Annotated in this window: 14 protein-coding genes and 1 pseudogene; 7 read left to right on the plus strand and 8 right to left on the minus strand. The window is 62.3% G+C overall.

Features of this window, described 5'->3' with window-relative positions:
* The first annotated feature begins 15 nt into the window (after positions 1 to 15).
* Positions 16 to 1,137, plus strand: a complete 1,122-nt coding sequence (locus tag B5M06_RS04960; protein ID WP_077345227.1) for a magnesium transporter CorA family protein — start codon at positions 16 to 18, stop codon at positions 1,135 to 1,137.
* 105 nt (positions 1,138 to 1,242) lie between these two features.
* Here B5M06_RS04960 and B5M06_RS04965 read toward each other — a convergent pair whose 3' ends face one another.
* Positions 1,243 to 1,935: a dienelactone hydrolase family protein gene (locus tag B5M06_RS04965; protein WP_054066200.1), complete on the minus strand. Its 693-nt coding sequence runs from the start codon at positions 1,933 to 1,935 to the stop codon at positions 1,243 to 1,245.
* A gap of 127 nt (positions 1,936 to 2,062) precedes the next feature.
* Between B5M06_RS04965 and B5M06_RS04970 the strand changes: the two genes are divergently transcribed.
* A complete protein-coding gene (locus tag B5M06_RS04970; protein ID WP_054066199.1) occupies positions 2,063 to 2,695 on the plus strand; it encodes a MarC family protein in 633 nt (210 codons plus the stop codon).
* Here the strand turns inward: B5M06_RS04970 and B5M06_RS04975 are convergent.
* From B5M06_RS04975 to B5M06_RS04995, 5 genes are all read right to left on the minus strand, one after another.
* Positions 2,692 to 3,243 (minus strand): hemerythrin domain-containing protein, encoded by a 552-nt coding sequence (locus B5M06_RS04975; RefSeq protein ID WP_054066198.1) that lies wholly within the window; start codon positions 3,241 to 3,243, stop codon positions 2,692 to 2,694. The two genes, B5M06_RS04970 and B5M06_RS04975, sit on opposite strands and share 4 nt — an antisense overlap.
* 186 nt (positions 3,244 to 3,429) lie before the next feature.
* A complete protein-coding gene (locus B5M06_RS04980; RefSeq protein ID WP_114070912.1) occupies positions 3,430 to 4,113 on the minus strand; it encodes an ABC-type transport auxiliary lipoprotein family protein in 684 nt (227 codons plus the stop codon).
* Between the two features lie 11 nt (positions 4,114 to 4,124).
* Positions 4,125 to 5,105, minus strand: a complete 981-nt coding sequence (locus B5M06_RS04985) for an MlaD family protein (protein WP_054066196.1) — start codon at positions 5,103 to 5,105, stop codon at positions 4,125 to 4,127.
* Positions 5,106 to 5,107: 2 nt separating this feature from the next.
* Positions 5,108 to 5,920 carry an ABC transporter ATP-binding protein gene (locus B5M06_RS04990; RefSeq protein WP_054066195.1) on the minus strand — a complete coding sequence of 271 codons (813 nt, stop codon included), beginning with the start codon at positions 5,918 to 5,920 and terminating at the stop codon, positions 5,108 to 5,110.
* Between the two features lie 3 nt (positions 5,921 to 5,923).
* Positions 5,924 to 7,054, minus strand: coding sequence for an MlaE family ABC transporter permease (locus B5M06_RS04995; protein WP_054066194.1), 1,131 nt, complete (start codon positions 7,052 to 7,054; stop codon positions 5,924 to 5,926).
* Positions 7,055 to 7,262: 208 nt separating this feature from the next.
* Between B5M06_RS04995 and B5M06_RS05000 the strand changes: the two genes are divergently transcribed.
* The gene (locus B5M06_RS05000; protein WP_054066193.1) at positions 7,263 to 9,008 is read left to right on the plus strand and encodes a GMC family oxidoreductase; all 1,746 of its coding nucleotides are present in this window, start codon (positions 7,263 to 7,265) and stop codon (positions 9,006 to 9,008) included.
* Here B5M06_RS05000 and B5M06_RS05005 read toward each other — a convergent pair.
* Together B5M06_RS05005 and B5M06_RS05010 are read right to left on the minus strand one after the other, a co-directional pair.
* A complete protein-coding gene (locus tag B5M06_RS05005; RefSeq protein ID WP_240184001.1) occupies positions 8,994 to 9,356 on the minus strand; it encodes a hypothetical protein in 363 nt (120 codons plus the stop codon). The two genes, B5M06_RS05000 and B5M06_RS05005, sit on opposite strands and share 15 nt — an antisense overlap.
* Positions 9,357 to 9,424: 68 nt before the next feature.
* Positions 9,425 to 10,656 (minus strand): annotated as a pseudogene (locus tag B5M06_RS05010) (ammonium transporter).
* A gap of 425 nt (positions 10,657 to 11,081) precedes the next feature.
* Between B5M06_RS05010 and B5M06_RS05015 the strand changes: the two are divergent.
* The 4 genes from B5M06_RS05015 to B5M06_RS05030 all read left to right on the plus strand — a co-directional run bounded on the left by B5M06_RS05015 (position 11,082) and on the right by B5M06_RS05030 (position 14,522).
* Positions 11,082 to 11,840 (plus strand): sulfite exporter TauE/SafE family protein, encoded by a 759-nt coding sequence (locus tag B5M06_RS05015; protein ID WP_054066209.1) that lies wholly within the window; start codon positions 11,082 to 11,084, stop codon positions 11,838 to 11,840.
* Between the two features lie 271 nt (positions 11,841 to 12,111).
* Positions 12,112 to 12,882 (plus strand): ABC transporter substrate-binding protein, encoded by a 771-nt coding sequence (locus B5M06_RS05020; RefSeq protein WP_054066192.1) that lies wholly within the window; start codon positions 12,112 to 12,114, stop codon positions 12,880 to 12,882.
* A gap of 105 nt (positions 12,883 to 12,987) precedes the next feature.
* Positions 12,988 to 13,770, plus strand: a complete 783-nt coding sequence (locus tag B5M06_RS05025; RefSeq protein ID WP_054066191.1) for an amino acid ABC transporter permease — start codon at positions 12,988 to 12,990, stop codon at positions 13,768 to 13,770.
* Positions 13,767 to 14,522, plus strand: a complete 756-nt coding sequence (locus tag B5M06_RS05030; protein WP_054066190.1) for an amino acid ABC transporter ATP-binding protein — start codon at positions 13,767 to 13,769, stop codon at positions 14,520 to 14,522. Before B5M06_RS05025 ends, B5M06_RS05030 begins: the two co-directional genes overlap by 4 nt.
* The last annotated feature ends 50 nt before the right edge of the window (positions 14,523 to 14,572 follow it).

The following is a 14,572-nucleotide window of genomic DNA, read 5'->3' on the forward strand; positions in this document are numbered from 1 at the left end:
TTTTGAGCTTGAACTATGCGACTGCTGCTCATCCAGCCTTCCCGCAAAACCGTACACGACCTGGGCGAATGGCCGGGCGCTGCACCGCAGCCCCTGGCACCACCTGAGGACGATGGCTTTTACTGGCTCTCGGCAGAGCGGCCAGAGCTGGAAGTGCAGCTGCCCGCCGTGCAGGCGCTGCTGCAGCAGCTGTGCGGCACGCCGCTGGTGGACCTGCACGTGTCGGACCTGCTGAACGCGCAGATCCCCTCGACGTTTGACTTCACCTCGGACTACGACGTGATGCTGTTTCGCCGGCTGCGCCACTTCCCGCGCGTGCCGGAGCAGAACGCCCTGCAGCCGCTGGAGACCGTGCCCGTGGGCTACGCGGTGTTTGACCAGCTGCTGCTGAGCATCCACCCCCCTGCCTGTGCGCTGCGCGCCCAGAGCATGCAGCGGCTGCTGGAACCCGGCAAGCTGCCGGAAAAACGCAGCATTGCCACGCGGCTGCCGCCCAGCAGCGCCGACCTGATGCTGCGCCAGCTGGACCAGATGATTGACGGCTACCAGAGCCTGCGCCGCGACATGGCGCGCCAGCTCGATATCTGGCAGATGGCCCTGCTGAACCCACGCTCGCGCTTCAGCAACTGGACGCAGATCCTGCAGGCACGGCTGTCGCTGCACCAGCTCGATGAAATCTGCGAAGACCAGCGCGCTGCCGTACAGGACTGGATCGACACCTTGCGCACCTGGCAGCACACCGACAGCGGCAGCAACGAGCGCCACGCGCTGGAGCTGCTGCTGGTGCGCTCACGCGACGTGCTGGAGCACATCGAGCGCGTCATCCACCACGTGCACCGCATGGAGCAAAGTGCCGAAGCGGCCGTCCAGCTGCACTTTTCCGCGCAGAGCAACCGCACCAACGACATCATGCGCGTGCTGACCACGCTGACGGCCATCTTCCTGCCCCTGAACCTGATTGCCGCCATCTTCGGCATGAACTTTGACGTGCTGCCGCTGGTGCATGAGCAGGATGGCTTCTGGTGGGCCATGGGCGGCATGCTGAGCATCAGCCTGGTGCTACTGGTGTTCTTCTGGCGCAGGCGCTTTATTGAAAAAGACAGTCTGATGGGCACGCCCTACGGCGAAAAGTCATAAAAAAAGAGCTGCCAGCGCTTGATAAATCAGCATTTCAGATACTTTTCATTCTGAAATGCTTGATACACAAGCGCAGGAAGCTCTACTTTTTATGAATCGCTAAGGCTATGCCTTCAGGTGCTGATCCAGAAACTCCAGCGTGCGGTCCTTGGCCTGCACGGCGCTGGCATCGTCATAGCTGCCGCGCTGGTCGCAGTTAAAGCCGTGGTCGGCGTCATACACATGCACCTGCACTTCGGGGTGTGCCGCGCTGAACTGCTGCACGCTCTCCTGCGAAATATGCGCATCCTTGGCTCCAAAGTGCGCCAGCACGGGCACCTGGGGCTGGCGGGCAATCTCTGGCGGCACTGTCATGCCACCGCCGTAGTAGCAGACGGCGGCCGAAACGCCTTCAATCAGGCCAGCTGCGCGCCAGGTCAGCAGACCGCCCCAGCAAAAGCCCACCACGCCGACCTTGCAGCCGCTGTGCTGCGCCACCCACTGCACGGCAGCGCGCACGTCCTGCATCACGCCTTCGCCGGGCAGCGCCTCGGCCGCAGCCTTGAGTTGTATGCCACGCGCCATGGCTTCTGCGTCATAGCCCAGCTGCACGTCAAACTCCAGGCGCGTGAACAGCGCAGGAGCAATCGCCACAAAGCCGCGCGCGGCCAGCCGGTCGGTGACGGCGCGAATGTGCGAATTCACGCCAAAGATTTCCTGCAGCACCACCACAGCGCCACGCGGCGTGCCATCGGGCTGCGCCAGCCATGCAGGAATTTGCGTGCCATCCTGCGCAGTAAGTTGTACAAACTGACCCATCACTGTCTCTCCTTGTTGTGTCGTGTTCCAATGTACACAAGCGCCACATAGGCTTGCCATACACAGGTAGCAACTTTAAGCAATCTGCGTTCCACTTGAAGCATCACCACCCGTCTGTTCTTCGCCCATGGATCTCAAACCGCTGATTACCCTGGTCGCCATCATCAACCCCCTGGCCATCGTGCCGTTCTTTATCCATTACACACAGGGGTTTGATGAAGCACAGAAAGCCCAGACCATCCGCGTGGCGGCTTTCAGTGCCTTTGTGGTGATTGCCGCCTGCGCACTGCTGGGGCTGCAGGTGCTGGACTTCTTCAATATCTCGCTGGAGAGCTTTCAGGTCGGCGGCGGCCTGCTGCTGCTGACCAGCGCCATCAACATGCTCAATGCACGCCCTGCCGAGGCGCGCCCCAATGAACCCACGCTGGAAGCTGGTGCCGAAAAAGCCGCCATGGGCAACAGCATTGCCGTGGTGCCACTGACCATTCCGCTACTGACCGGGCCTGCTGCCATGTCCACGGTGGTGATTTATGCCGACCAGGCCACCAGCTTCTGGCAGCACCTGGCCCTGGTGGGCTATGGCGTGGTGGTGGCAGCCTGCGTGTGGGGGAGCTTTTCCATGGCCGAGCCCATTGCCCGCGTGCTGGGCAAGACCGGCATCAACGTCATGACCCGTCTGATGGGGCTGATTCTGGCCGCCCTGTCCATCGAGGTGATGGCGGGCGGGCTGGTCAAGCTCTTTCCTGTGCTCAACGGCTAAGCGCTGCCAGCAGCGCTGACGGCCTGCGCCTGCTGCGCCACCTTGTCCACCTGCGCGGCGTGCTGTTCATGGTCATCCTGCTTGGAGCAGGCACCACCGCAGCCGCTGATCAGCCCCTCCGGCAAGGCCTGGGCGTTGCTGACAGCCCCGGTTGCCGGGTCAAAGCCCACACTGCCCATGTGCTGCGCCAGCGCCGCATCCATGGTCTGCGCATGGTAGCTGAACCAGTCGGCCAGCTCCGGCGTCATGCCCCGCACCATGCTGCAGTCGCCTTCGGCGCAGCACTTGGCGCCTTCACGCATGATGTCCAGCACCACCTTATGCTGGGTGCTGTGGCAGTTGTCGGCCGCAAAGCCGGTGGCCTGCATCCAGCGGTCTTCCTGCCCAAAGTGGGCCTCGGTATGGCTAATCAATGCCTGCCACAGGGGCAGCAGTGCTTCATCGGCTGCGTTTTCCACTTCGGTCAGCAGGTCGACAAATTCCCTGTGCGTCTCATCCATGATGGGAACGTTGAGCACCAGGGCCTCGCTCCATTCCAATGTCGCCATCTGGCAACTCCTTTGATCGTGTGAACTTGAATGGCTGCAAGTCTTAGGCAGGTCATGCTCACAGGACTTGCTCCACATCAAGTTCCACCAGCGCCATACATGGCTTGACACCTTTGTTTCGTCCAGAACAAAAAATCCCCGCTGGCGGCATGCACCAGTGGGGATGGGAAAGGGCTTTTCAGGGATTCAACGCTGGTGCTGGAGCACACCATCCATCCATGTCACCAGTTGCTGGCCCAGCGTATCTACCGCCTGCACCATGGCTTGCACGCCGGCGGCGGCATTGGGTGCAGTGGCTGGCTGCTGCACGGTAAACACCTGCTGTGCCAACAGCACATCACCCTGCGGCAATGGGTTGACCAGGGTGGCGCGCAGGCGAATCATAGCGGCGCTTTGCTGCTCGGCGCTGAAGACCTGGCTGAACTCTTCCAGACTCCAGCGCAACACGGGCACGCGCTGGCCCTGCACGGAGGGCAAGGCATCGCCCACATCGGCGTAGAGCACCACACGGCCACCCTGACTCAGATGCTCACCCAGCCGCTGCTGCACCAGGCTCGCAGGTGGCGCACTCCAGCGCGCCTGGCTGTAGGCGTGCAGCACCTGGGCATCGGCATAGGTCAGGCGATAGCGCATGGCCGTGCTGCCGTCGCCCAGCAGGGGCGACTGCAAAGGAGCCAGCGCCACAGGCGCTGCCTGTGCACTGGCCTGCGCCTGCGTAGCTACCGGCACGGCAGCGCCCAGGTCATAGCGCGCCATGGGCCGTGGGGGCTGGGGCAGGCTGCCGCAGCCTGCGAGCACCAGTGCCAGCGTCACACCCCACCACCAGCGGCCTTGCTTGGCGGGGAATACGGTCTTCTGTGCTTGTTGCATGTGGTCCATCCTTATCGTCCAGAAGCAGGCGCTACAAAGCCGGGTTCACCGGGGCCTGGCACATTGGGCGAGCCAAAAATCAAAGCCTGTGGATTGGCTCCAAAGCTGCTGGCTGCGCCGCCGAGCTGGCGCGCAGCGGTAGAGACATCGTCCGCCGCCTGATTGATGCTGGGCAAGGTGCTGCGGTCAAACCGCTCGGCAGCACGCGCCATGGACTGCGCACTGTTGACCACCTGCTCCAGCGCCCCTCCGGGCTGCTGGGCGGCCTGGGTCATCTGGCGCACATCACGCACCAGATGGGCGGCTTCCGTACCTGCTTGTGTGAGTGCCTGCATGGCTTTGCGCGCATCCTCGGCCAGCGCCGGGAATTCCTGCACCGCAGGCGCCACCTTGTCATGCAGCGTGGTGTTGATGGCGCGGGTCGTGGCACTTACATTGCCTGCCGCCTGCGCCAGGTTTTCCAGTAGCTGGCTGAAGCGCTCCTGGTTGGCGTCGCCCAGCAGCTGGTTGATACGTGCTGTGGCTTCATCCACGCGGGTGAGGATGTTCATGCCCTGATCGGCCAGCACATTCAGCTGGGAAGCCTTCATCAGCAGGCGCGGAATATCGCTTTCGCCCCTGGGTAGCGCTTCCTTCAGGGGGGGCACCAGATCGTCCAGCTGCACATAGGCCAGCCCCGTCACGCCCTGATAGCCCAGGGTGCCATAGGTTCCTGTAGGCGTCACGGGTGCCTTGCTGTCTACGGCAATGCGGATCAGGACCTGGCCTTTGTTCAGATCGTCAAAGGTAATGAGCGTGACCTTGCCCACCGCCACGCCCTTGTAGCGCACCGTGGCCTGGTTCTGCAGGCCGCTGATGGCTTCTTCCGTGGTCATTTCGAACTCCCGGTAATCGTTGCGATCGCGCGTGAGCCATAGTGTCAGCCCGATCAGCAGTGCCAGCAGGCACAGCACAAAGCTGCCTGCGGCCATGGCATGTGATTTGTTTTCCATGCTTATTGCCCTCCAACAGGGGCAGGAGCCATGGCGCGACGGCCACGCTCTCCCTGAAAAAACGTGTGAATAAACGGGTGGTTGAACTGCGCCACCTCGCGCGGCGAGCCCGTCACAATGACGCGCTTTTCCGCCAGCACCGCCACGCGACTGGACAGCGCAAACAGCGTGTCCAGGTCATGCGTGACCATGATCATGGTCAGCCCAAGATCGTCGTGCAGCTCGCGCAGCAGTTCGCAGAATTCGTCAGAGCTTGTCGGGTCCAGCCCTGCCGTAGGTTCGTCCAGCAGCAGCAAGGGTGGGTCCATGATCAGGGCACGGGCCAGCGCCACGCGCTTGATCATGCCGCCTGACAGGTCAGAAGGCATGCGCGTCGCGTGCTCGGGCTTGAGGCCCACCATCTGCAGCTTGATCATGGCGGCTTCATCGACCATGGCATCAGGCAGTGTGCCCTGCTCGCGCAGTGCAAAGCCAATGTTCTCCAGCACATTGAAGGCCGAATACAGCGCCCCCTGCTGAAACAGCATGCCCACCCTACTGGCAGCCTGTGCGTTGCACAGCTCGGCTGCCGGGCGGCCCAGCGTAGTCACCGTACCCTTGCCAGGGTGCAGCAGGCCCAGAATCTGGCGCAGCAGCACGGTCTTGCCCGTGCCCGAGCCACCGACGATGGACAGCATTTCGCCCTGGTGCACCGTCAGATCCAGATCCTGATGCACCGCAAAAGCACGCTCGCCTTCACCAAAAATGCTCCACAGCTTGTCGATCACCACCACTGGTGGCGTAGCTGGAGCTGGGGTAGTGGCAGTCTCAGTCATGGCTTAGAACCCCACATTCTTGAAGGCCACCGCAAAAATGGCATCCACCACGATCACCATGGTGATGGACGACACCACCGAGGCCGTGGTCCCCGCACCCAGGCTCTGCGTATTGGGCTTGACCTGCAGGCCCCAGTGACAGCCAATCAGCGCAATAAACACCCCGAACACCACGGACTTGGCCGTGGCCAGCACCAGATTGCCGATGCTCACGGCACTAGGCAGGGTTTCCAGAAAATAGGCGGCAGAAATGCCCAGCGTCAGATCGGATGCCAGCATGCCGCCACCCAGCGCTGCCAGCGTGGTCCACAGACTGATCAGTGGCATGGACAGGGCCAGCGCCATGGCACGCGGCATGACCAGGCGAAAGCCGTGGCGTATGCCCATGACCTGCATGGCGTCAAGCTCTTCCGTCACGCGCATCACACCAATCTGGGCTGTGATGGCCGAACCCGAACGGCCAGCCACCAGAATGGCTGCCAGCAGCGGGCCCAGCTCCCGCACCAGCGAGATGCCCAGAATGTCTACGATAAAAGTCTCTGCCCCGAACTGCCGCAACTGCAGCGCCATCAGATAAGCCAGCACCACGCCAATCAGAAAGCCCACCAGCGCCGTAATCGGCAGCGCCATGGCCCCCATGTTGTACAGATGACCAGAAAAATCACGCCACGGGCCCTGGCGAGGATGGCGAATCAGATAGCCCAGATCCAGCACCAGCTGACCGATCAGCTCCACCAGGTGCCGCATGTGGCCCAGAGCCCCCAGCACCAGCAGACCCAGCTGGTTGACCCGGTCCATGAGGCCCATGGAAGGTCGCTGCGGCAAGGGGGCACGCTGAAACTTGGCCACACGCTCGATCATGGCGCGCTGCGCCTCAGAAACACGGACGCGCGCAGGCCACTGATGCTGCCAGTGCTGCCACAGCAGCTGCGCGCCGATATGGTCCAGCCACTGCAGGGACTCCAGATCCCAGCCCACATCCGGAGAGATGCGGTTGCTGCTCAGTGCCTGCTTCAGTGCCCGCCAGTTCGTGCGCTGCCCCAGCTCTGCCGCACCCCAGCGCCCTAGCAGCTGCACCCATGCACCCTGTGCATCGGCGGTGGTGTGCAGTCGCGGTGAGGTGTCGTCGTTCATAGCGGTATGTAAAGCCCAAGTCCCGCAAGCTTACAAGCATTCACATCCATCCTCACTATCAGGGCTGAGAGAAGCAGTCATTGTTCATGTCTTCCTACACGACCTCATAGTTTCCCTATCGACACATTGCGCCTTCTTCCCACAATGCGAGAGGGGCGTCCTGCAGCAGGCCGCTGCAGGCATTTTCACCACTGCGACCGGGAGCATCATGAGCGAGACCACATTTGACTACATTGTCATAGGAGGCGGCACAGCAGGCGCATTGCTGTGCAATCGGCTGACGGCGAACCGCAATGTGCGCGTGCTGCTCATCGAAGCTGGTCGCAAGGACGACTACCACTGGATCCACATTCCTGTGGGCTACCTCTACTGCATTGGCAACCCGCGCACAGACTGGCTCTACCAGACCGAAGCAACGGAAGGCCTTCATGGCCGCAGCCTGCGCTATCCACGCGGCAAAACACTGGGTGGCTGCTCCAGCATCAACGGCATGATCTACATGCGTGGCCAGGCTCGTGACTATGACCACTGGGCTGAGCTGACCGGTGATGACACCTGGCGCTGGGACAACGTACTGCCCGCCTTCAAGCGGCATGAAAGCCACTGGCGGCTGGACGAAGGCCAGCCCCATGACCCGGCATTTGCCGCCCTGCACGGCAGCAAGGGCGAATGGCGCGTGGAAAAGCAGCGCTTGCGCTGGGATATTCTCGATGCCTTTGCCCAGGCCGCACAGCAGGCCGGCATACCCGCCACGGATGACTTCAACCGCGGCAGCAACGAAGGCGTGGGCTACTTTGAGGTCAACCAGAAAAACGGGCTGCGCTGGAATACGGCCAAGGCTTTTCTGCGCCCCAAGTGCTATGGCCGCCCCAACTTTGAGATGTGGACCATGGCCCACGCCAAGCGCCTGGTGCTGGAGCGCCAGAGCGACGGCAGCCTGCGTTGCACCGGCGTACGGGTGTGGGATGGAACAGAAATCGTGCAGCTGACGGCCACGCAGGAGGTGCTGGTCTGCGCAGGAGCAATTAACTCGCCACAGCTGCTGCAGTTATCCGGCATCGGCCCTGCACAGCTGCTGCACGACAAAGGGATTCCACTGCAGATAGACCTGCCCGGCGTAGGCGCCAATCTGCAGGACCATCTGCAGATTCGCTCGGTCTACAAGGTCCAGGGCTGCACCACGCTCAACACCATGTCGGCCAGTCGCCGGGGCAAGCTGCGCATGGGGATGGAATACCTGCTGCGCCGCACCGGCCCCCTGAGCATGGCCCCCTCTCAGCTTGGCGCCTTCACGCGCAGCCGCCCGGATCTGCCGCACCCCAATCTGCAATACCACGTGCAACCGCTGTCGCTGGACGCCTTTGGCGAGCCGCTGCACCGCTTCCCGGCATTCACGGCCAGCGTCTGCAACCTCAACCCCACCAGCCGCGGCAGCGTCACCATCCAGAGCCCCAACTTTGAGGAGGCGCCAGCCATTGCCCCCAACTACCTGAGCACCCCCGAAGACCAGCAGGTAGCCATCGACAGCCTGCGCCTGACGCGGCGCATCGTGAGCCAGCCTGCCCTGGCGCGCTACCAGCCCGAGGAATACAAGCCCGGTGCGCAGTACCAAAGCGATGAAGCCCTGCTGCAGCTGGCTGGCGAGATTGCCACCACCATCTTCCACCCCGTGGGCACCACCAAAATGGGACGCAGCAATTACCCCATGGCTGTGCTCGACAGCCGCCTGCGCGTGCGCGGCGTGCAGGGGCTGCGCGTGGTGGATGCTGGCGCCATGCCCACCATTACCAGCGGCAATACCAACAGCCCCACACTGATGCTGGCCGAAAAAGCGGCCGAGTGGATTCGTGCGGACTATCAGGCCAGTCAAGGCATCAATGCCTGCACACCCACCGATACGGCGATGCCCACCCAGGCAACAGCACATGCCGAGCCTGCATCACTCACGGTGTAGAACGCTACCTGCCTGGGGCGTTTTCACCCTAGCGCAAGCCGCCGACATAGCGCGGCGGCTCTTCCTCCTGCGCCGTGCTGCCCCCCCCCGCAACCCTTGGCTCACGCGCTGCACCAGCGGCGCTGCCTTGGTGGTGGACTCAGCCTGCAGCAAGGCATCCAGCCTGCTGGCCAGCTCGGCCAGGCTGGGGTCATGCAGTTCCTGCGCTTTTTCATGGGCCAAGCGCACCATGGCCTGCGCATAGACATCGTTGACCGCCATCCAGTCTGTATCGGTCACACGGCCTGCCTTGCGGCGCAGCGCAACATGCAAATGAGCGGCTGCGGCGATACGTTCACTGTTTGCCATCTTGCTCTCCTTGCAGGCTGCCCAGTGTGCAGCCTGGTTAGCCCACAGACATCAGCGCCCCAATACGCTCAATGCCCGACCTGCTCACGGTGCTGGCTGATGTCCAGCCCCATCTGCTCATCGTGTACATCCACACGCACGGCGATGATGCGGTCCGTCACCCACATCAGCACGCAGGTGGCGACAAAGCTGAACACCGCGACCACCACCACGGCCACCGCCTGCGCCAGCACATTGCCGTGCACACCGGCAATCGTGTAGCTAGCAAACACGCCGGTCAGCAGCGCACCCACCATGCCCCCCCAGGCCGTGGACGCCAAATACATCCAGCGCATCATCGGCACCCAGCCAGCGCTTGAAGCCCGTCGCACCCCAGTAGCAGACCAGACCAGCGATCAAACCAATCACCGCACCCGAAGCCATGCTCACATAGCCCGCTGCAGGCGTGACCGCCACCAGCCCTGCCACCAGGCCTGAGCACAGCCCCAGCAGGGGAAATGCGGCGGTGGAACAGCCACTCTCCCAGCGCCCAGCCAATGCCGCCGCAGGCAGCTGCCAGGTGTGTAACCACCATGGCCAGGGCCGCACGACCGTCGGCCGCCAGAGCAGATCCACCGTTAAAACCAAACCAGCCAATCCACAGCAGGCTGGAGCCCAGCATGGTCCAGCCCAGGTTGTAGGGCTGGAAAGGCTCGCGCCCGTAGCCTGTGCGCCGGCCCAGATAGCAGGCACAGGCCAGCCCGGCTGCACCCGCATTCACATGCACCACAGCGCCACCGGCAAAGTCCAGCGCGCCCATGCGTGCCAGCCAGCCATTGGGCTCCCACACCCAGTGGGCCACGGGCACATAGACGAACAGGCTCCACAGCAGCATGAACAGCATCAGCGCGCCAAAGCGCATGCGCTCCACCAGCGCGCCCACAATCAGCGCTGCGGTAATGATGGCGAAAGTCATCTGAAAAATGGCATAGGCCGCCTCAGGAATGCGCGGCGCAATCGGATTGATGGCGACTTGCTGCGTCAGCAGCTGGTAGTCCAGACCGCCGAACCACAGCCTATCCAGCCCACCAATCCATGCCGAGCCCGGCGTAAAAGCCAGCGAATAGCCCACGGCAAACCACACCACACTGACCGCGCAGGCCGTGCCCAGTACCGCCGCCAGCGTATCCAGCACGTTCTTGCGCCGCACCATGCCGGCGTAGAACAGGGCCACACCGGGCAGTGTCATCAGCAGCACCAGTGCAGCCGATACCAGTACCCAGGCCGTATCAGCACCGCTGATCTCGGCAAAGCCCACCATGCTTTGTGCCTGTGCGCTCCACGGTGCTGCCAGCCCCAGTGCTGCCGCACACCACCTTCCCCCCTCCGCGTCGCTTGTCTTGCCTGCTCATCTTGGTCCCTCATGACTTGTCTGATTGGCTCTTATGAGCAGCGGACAAGCACAAGCCATGCCTGCACAGTTTTCAGCCTGTCAGTCGACCTGCATCAAGCTTGCGGGAAATCCCCGATGCACCATGCTCGGGCAAGTCTTACAGTCAATTCACTCTAGCGCGCACCAAGGTGCAGCAGCAAGGAGGAGCCCGAGGAGACAACTCGACACAACAAGACCAAAATTTATCAAGCATCCAATCATGAGATGCCTTCGCAAAGCGCCGGAACTCCCGGCGCTTTTTGTTTATGCCGCAGCACCCGCATCTGCTGCCGCATCCCGCACAATGCAGCGCTATGGAATGGATATTTGTCTCCCTGGCTTCAGCCCTTGCAGGCTTTGTGGATGCCATCGTCGGCGGTGGTGGCCTGATCCTCGTGCCTGCCATGTTCGCAGCCTTTCCGCAGACCGCACCCGCCACCCTGTTTGGCACGAACAAGAGCGCAGCCGTCTGGGGAACCGCCATGTCGGCCTGGCAGTACAGCCGCCGCATCTCCATCACCTGGGCCACCATCATTCCGGGCATTGCCGCCGCAGGCGTAGGTGCCTTTCTCGGGGCCTGGGCCGTCACCCTGATTGACCCGGGCTTTCTGCGCAAAGCCCTGCCCTTTATCTTGCTGGCCGTGCTCCTCTATACGCTGGCCAAAAAGGATATGGGCCGTGAGCACACGCCGCTGCACAGCCCCCGCGCCACGCAATGGCTCACGGCGGCCATTGGCCTGGTGATTGGTTTTTATGACGGCTTTTTTGGCCCGGGCACAGGAAGCTTTTTTGTGTTCCTGCTGGTGCGCCTGCTGGGTTATGACTTTCTGAACGCCTCCATCAACGCCAAGCTGATGAATGTCACCACCAACCTGGCCGCCATCGTGCTGTTCGCGCTCAAGGGCCATGTCTGGTGGCACTTTGCCGTGCCGCTGGCAGTGGCCAATGTGCTGGGCAGCGTGCTGGGCACCTGGATGGCGCTGCGCCACGGGGCAGGCTTTGTGCGCGTGATCTTTATCGTCGTGGTCAGCCTGCTGATCTGCAAGACTGGCTGGGATGCCTTTGGAAGCTAACGCTCGCTTCATCACAAATAGACATAGACACTTAAGGTCGCAGGCATAGCCTTCTGCAGCCGAGAAGGCTGCACTTCTATAATGGAGGGCTGCTTTCGCCTCCTGCCGCTCTTTTTCGGTGCATTACTTCATCAGGAAATCAGCGGCGCAGCGCCTTGCTTGATTGCGCGCTGTGGCCTTTACTTTTCTCCGAGCCGCGTGGTGCGTTCGGAAGGCTCCATCTCTGGAGCCGGAGGCCAAGAATCCTGCGACTGCATCCAGGAAACCCATCATGAAACGCATTTCCCTGATCGCCGCTGCCGCCGTGGCAGTGCTGGCTACTACTGGTGCCCACGCCCGTAGCCTGGAAGACATCCAGAAGGACGGAACCATCCGTCTGGCCACCGAAGGTTATTACGCCCCCTTTGCCTACTTCGAAGGCAAGCAGCTGACCGGCTTTGAAGTCGAACTGGCTGAACTCATGGCCCAGAAAATGGGCCTGAAGGCCGAGTGGAAGACCATCTCGTTCGACGCCCTGCTCACCGGCCTGAAGCAGGACCGCTGGGATCTGGTGATCTCCTCGCACGGCATCACGCCCGAGCGTGAAAAAGCTGTCACCTTCACCACGCCCCACTACTGCTCGGGCGCACAGGTAATCTCTACCGATCCCGCCATCCAGTCCGGCAAGGACCTGGCAGGCAAGACCGTGTCGGCCCAGACCGGCACCACCTACCTGGACTACGTGCAAAAGAACGTGCCTGGTGTGAAGCGTGTGGTGAACTTCCCCACCAACGAAGCCGCCATGAACGCTCTGATGACCAAGCGTTCCGACGCCTGGGTGACCGAGCGCTTCCTGGCCAAGGAAATGCTCCAGAAGAACCCCAAGATCAAGTTCAACCAGGGTGAACTGCTGTTCGTGGAAAAAATTGCCGCCGCCGTCTCCAAGGACAACCAGGCCCTGGCTGACGCCTGGAACAAGGCATTTGCTGAAGCACTGCAGGACGGCAGCTACGCCAAGATCTCGCAGAAGTGGTTCCAGGAAGACATCCGCTGCCCGGAATAACACGCATGGGTTGACGGGCTGCTGCCACGACAGACAGCCCCTCCCGACGCCCTGACGGAATTGCGCCAGGGCGTTTTCGCTTTTTACATCCCGGACTTTTTTCCTATGTTGACCGCTATCTGGCCCTCTACCTGGAGCCGTACCCAGCGCAGCAACGCCACCCTGGTCACCGCACTGCTGGTGATGATCGTCGTGGTCGCTGCGCTCGGCCAACTGCTGGCCCTGCTGCCTGAGCCCATTGGTGACCACGCTGCCGAATTTGCCGAAGGCGCACGCACCACCCTGTATCTGACGCTGATCAGCGGCGCCATCGGCCTGGTGCTGGGCGTGGTTGCCGCACTGGCCCGCACCTCGGGCAATGCCCTGCTGCGCACCATCTCGGGTGCCTACATCTGGATCATCCGCGGCACGCCCCTGCTGGTACAGATTCTGTTCATGTACTTTGCACTGCCCGTGCTGGTTCCCGGCCTGAACCTGCCGGACTTTGCCGCTGCCGTGATTGCACTGGCGCTGAACGTGGGTGCCTATAACGCCGAAGCCGTGCGCGCAGGCCTGAACGCCGTACCCCGCGGCCAGACTGAAGCCGCGCGTGCCCTGGGCCTGCCCAGGAGCCGCGTGTTTCTGGACGTGGTCTTCCCCCAGGCTTTCAAGATTTCCCTGCCTCCGCTGGTGAGCAACTTTGTGGCTCTGCTCAAGGACTCTTCGCTGGCCTATGCGATTGGCGTGGTGGAGCTGACCAATGTGGGCAACCGCATCCAGTCCGCCACCTTCCAGCCGGTCGAAACACTGATCACCGTGGGCGTGACCTATCTGGTGCTGACCACACTGGTCACACAGGTCACTGCCGCTGTGGAATACCGCTTTGATGTGGAAGGACGCCAGAAATGAGCACCGCCTCCAACACTCGTACCCCCTACATCATCTGCGACAAGGTCACCAAGAGCTTTGGCGCGCACCAGGTGCTCAAGGGCGTCTCGACGAGCTTCAGCAAGGGTGAGGTGACGGTCATCATCGGCGCATCCGGTTCAGGAAAGTCCACGCTGCTGCGCGCCATCAACCGGCTCGAGCCGCACGACGGCGGCACCATCACCATCGGCGGTGTGGCGGTGACGGACGACGAAGCCACGCTGCAAAAGCAGCGCTGCGAAGTAGGCATGGTGTTCCAGCAGTTCAACCTGTTCGGCCACATGACGGTGCTGGACAACGTGACACTGGCCCCGCGCCGCATCCACAAGATTTCGCGCGCACAGGCCAATGCCAAGGCCATGCAGCTGCTCGAGCGCGTGGGCATGCAGGCCCATGCCCACAAGTACCCCTGGCAGCTCTCGGGCGGCCAGCAGCAGCGCGTGGCCATTGCACGTGCACTGGCCATGGAACCTCAGGTCATGCTGTTTGACGAGCCCACCTCGGCGCTGGACCCCGAGATGGTGCAGGAGGTGCTGGAAGTCATGCGGGGACTCGCCAAGAGCGGCATGACCATGATCGTGGTCACACACGAAATGGGCTTTGCGCGTGAAGTGGCTGACCGCGTGATGTTCTTCGACCAGGGCTGTATCGCCCACGAAGCGCCGCCTGCCGAGTTCTTTGCCAACCCTGCGAACGAGCGCATTGCCGCCTTCATCGGCCGCGTCGCGCATTGATCACCAGCATCAGATATTAAAAACAAGAGCGGCTATCGCTTGATATATCT

The organism is Comamonas kerstersii (assembly GCF_002056725.1).
Taxonomy (GTDB): Bacteria; Pseudomonadota; Gammaproteobacteria; order Burkholderiales; family Burkholderiaceae_C; genus Comamonas; species Comamonas kerstersii.

What these genes read in the sequence shown, in the direction of transcription:
- B5M06_RS04960 (WP_077345227.1), top strand. Translation starts at nt 16, where the DNA reads ATGCGACTGCTGCTCATCCAGCCTTCCCGCAAAACCGTACACGACCTG.
- B5M06_RS04965 (WP_054066200.1), bottom strand. Translation starts at nt 1,935, where the DNA reads ATGGGTCAGTTTGTACAACTTACTGCGCAGGATGGCACGCAAATTCCT.
- B5M06_RS04970 (WP_054066199.1), top strand. Translation starts at nt 2,063, where the DNA reads ATGGATCTCAAACCGCTGATTACCCTGGTCGCCATCATCAACCCCCTG.
- B5M06_RS04975 (WP_054066198.1), bottom strand. Translation starts at nt 3,243, where the DNA reads ATGGCGACATTGGAATGGAGCGAGGCCCTGGTGCTCAACGTTCCCATC.
- B5M06_RS04980 (WP_114070912.1), bottom strand. Translation starts at nt 4,113, where the DNA reads ATGCAACAAGCACAGAAGACCGTATTCCCCGCCAAGCAAGGCCGCTGG.
- B5M06_RS04985 (WP_054066196.1), bottom strand. Translation starts at nt 5,105, where the DNA reads ATGGAAAACAAATCACATGCCATGGCCGCAGGCAGCTTTGTGCTGTGC.
- B5M06_RS04990 (WP_054066195.1), bottom strand. Translation starts at nt 5,920, where the DNA reads ATGACTGAGACTGCCACTACCCCAGCTCCAGCTACGCCACCAGTGGTG.
- B5M06_RS04995 (WP_054066194.1), bottom strand. Translation starts at nt 7,054, where the DNA reads ATGAACGACGACACCTCACCGCGACTGCACACCACCGCCGATGCACAG.
- B5M06_RS05000 (WP_054066193.1), top strand. Translation starts at nt 7,263, where the DNA reads ATGAGCGAGACCACATTTGACTACATTGTCATAGGAGGCGGCACAGCA.
- B5M06_RS05005 (WP_240184001.1), bottom strand. Translation starts at nt 9,356, where the DNA reads ATGGCAAACAGTGAACGTATCGCCGCAGCCGCTCATTTGCATGTTGCG.
- B5M06_RS05015 (WP_054066209.1), top strand. Translation starts at nt 11,082, where the DNA reads ATGGAATGGATATTTGTCTCCCTGGCTTCAGCCCTTGCAGGCTTTGTG.
- B5M06_RS05020 (WP_054066192.1), top strand. Translation starts at nt 12,112, where the DNA reads ATGAAACGCATTTCCCTGATCGCCGCTGCCGCCGTGGCAGTGCTGGCT.
- B5M06_RS05025 (WP_054066191.1), top strand. Translation starts at nt 12,988, where the DNA reads ATGTTGACCGCTATCTGGCCCTCTACCTGGAGCCGTACCCAGCGCAGC.
- B5M06_RS05030 (WP_054066190.1), top strand. Translation starts at nt 13,767, where the DNA reads ATGAGCACCGCCTCCAACACTCGTACCCCCTACATCATCTGCGACAAG.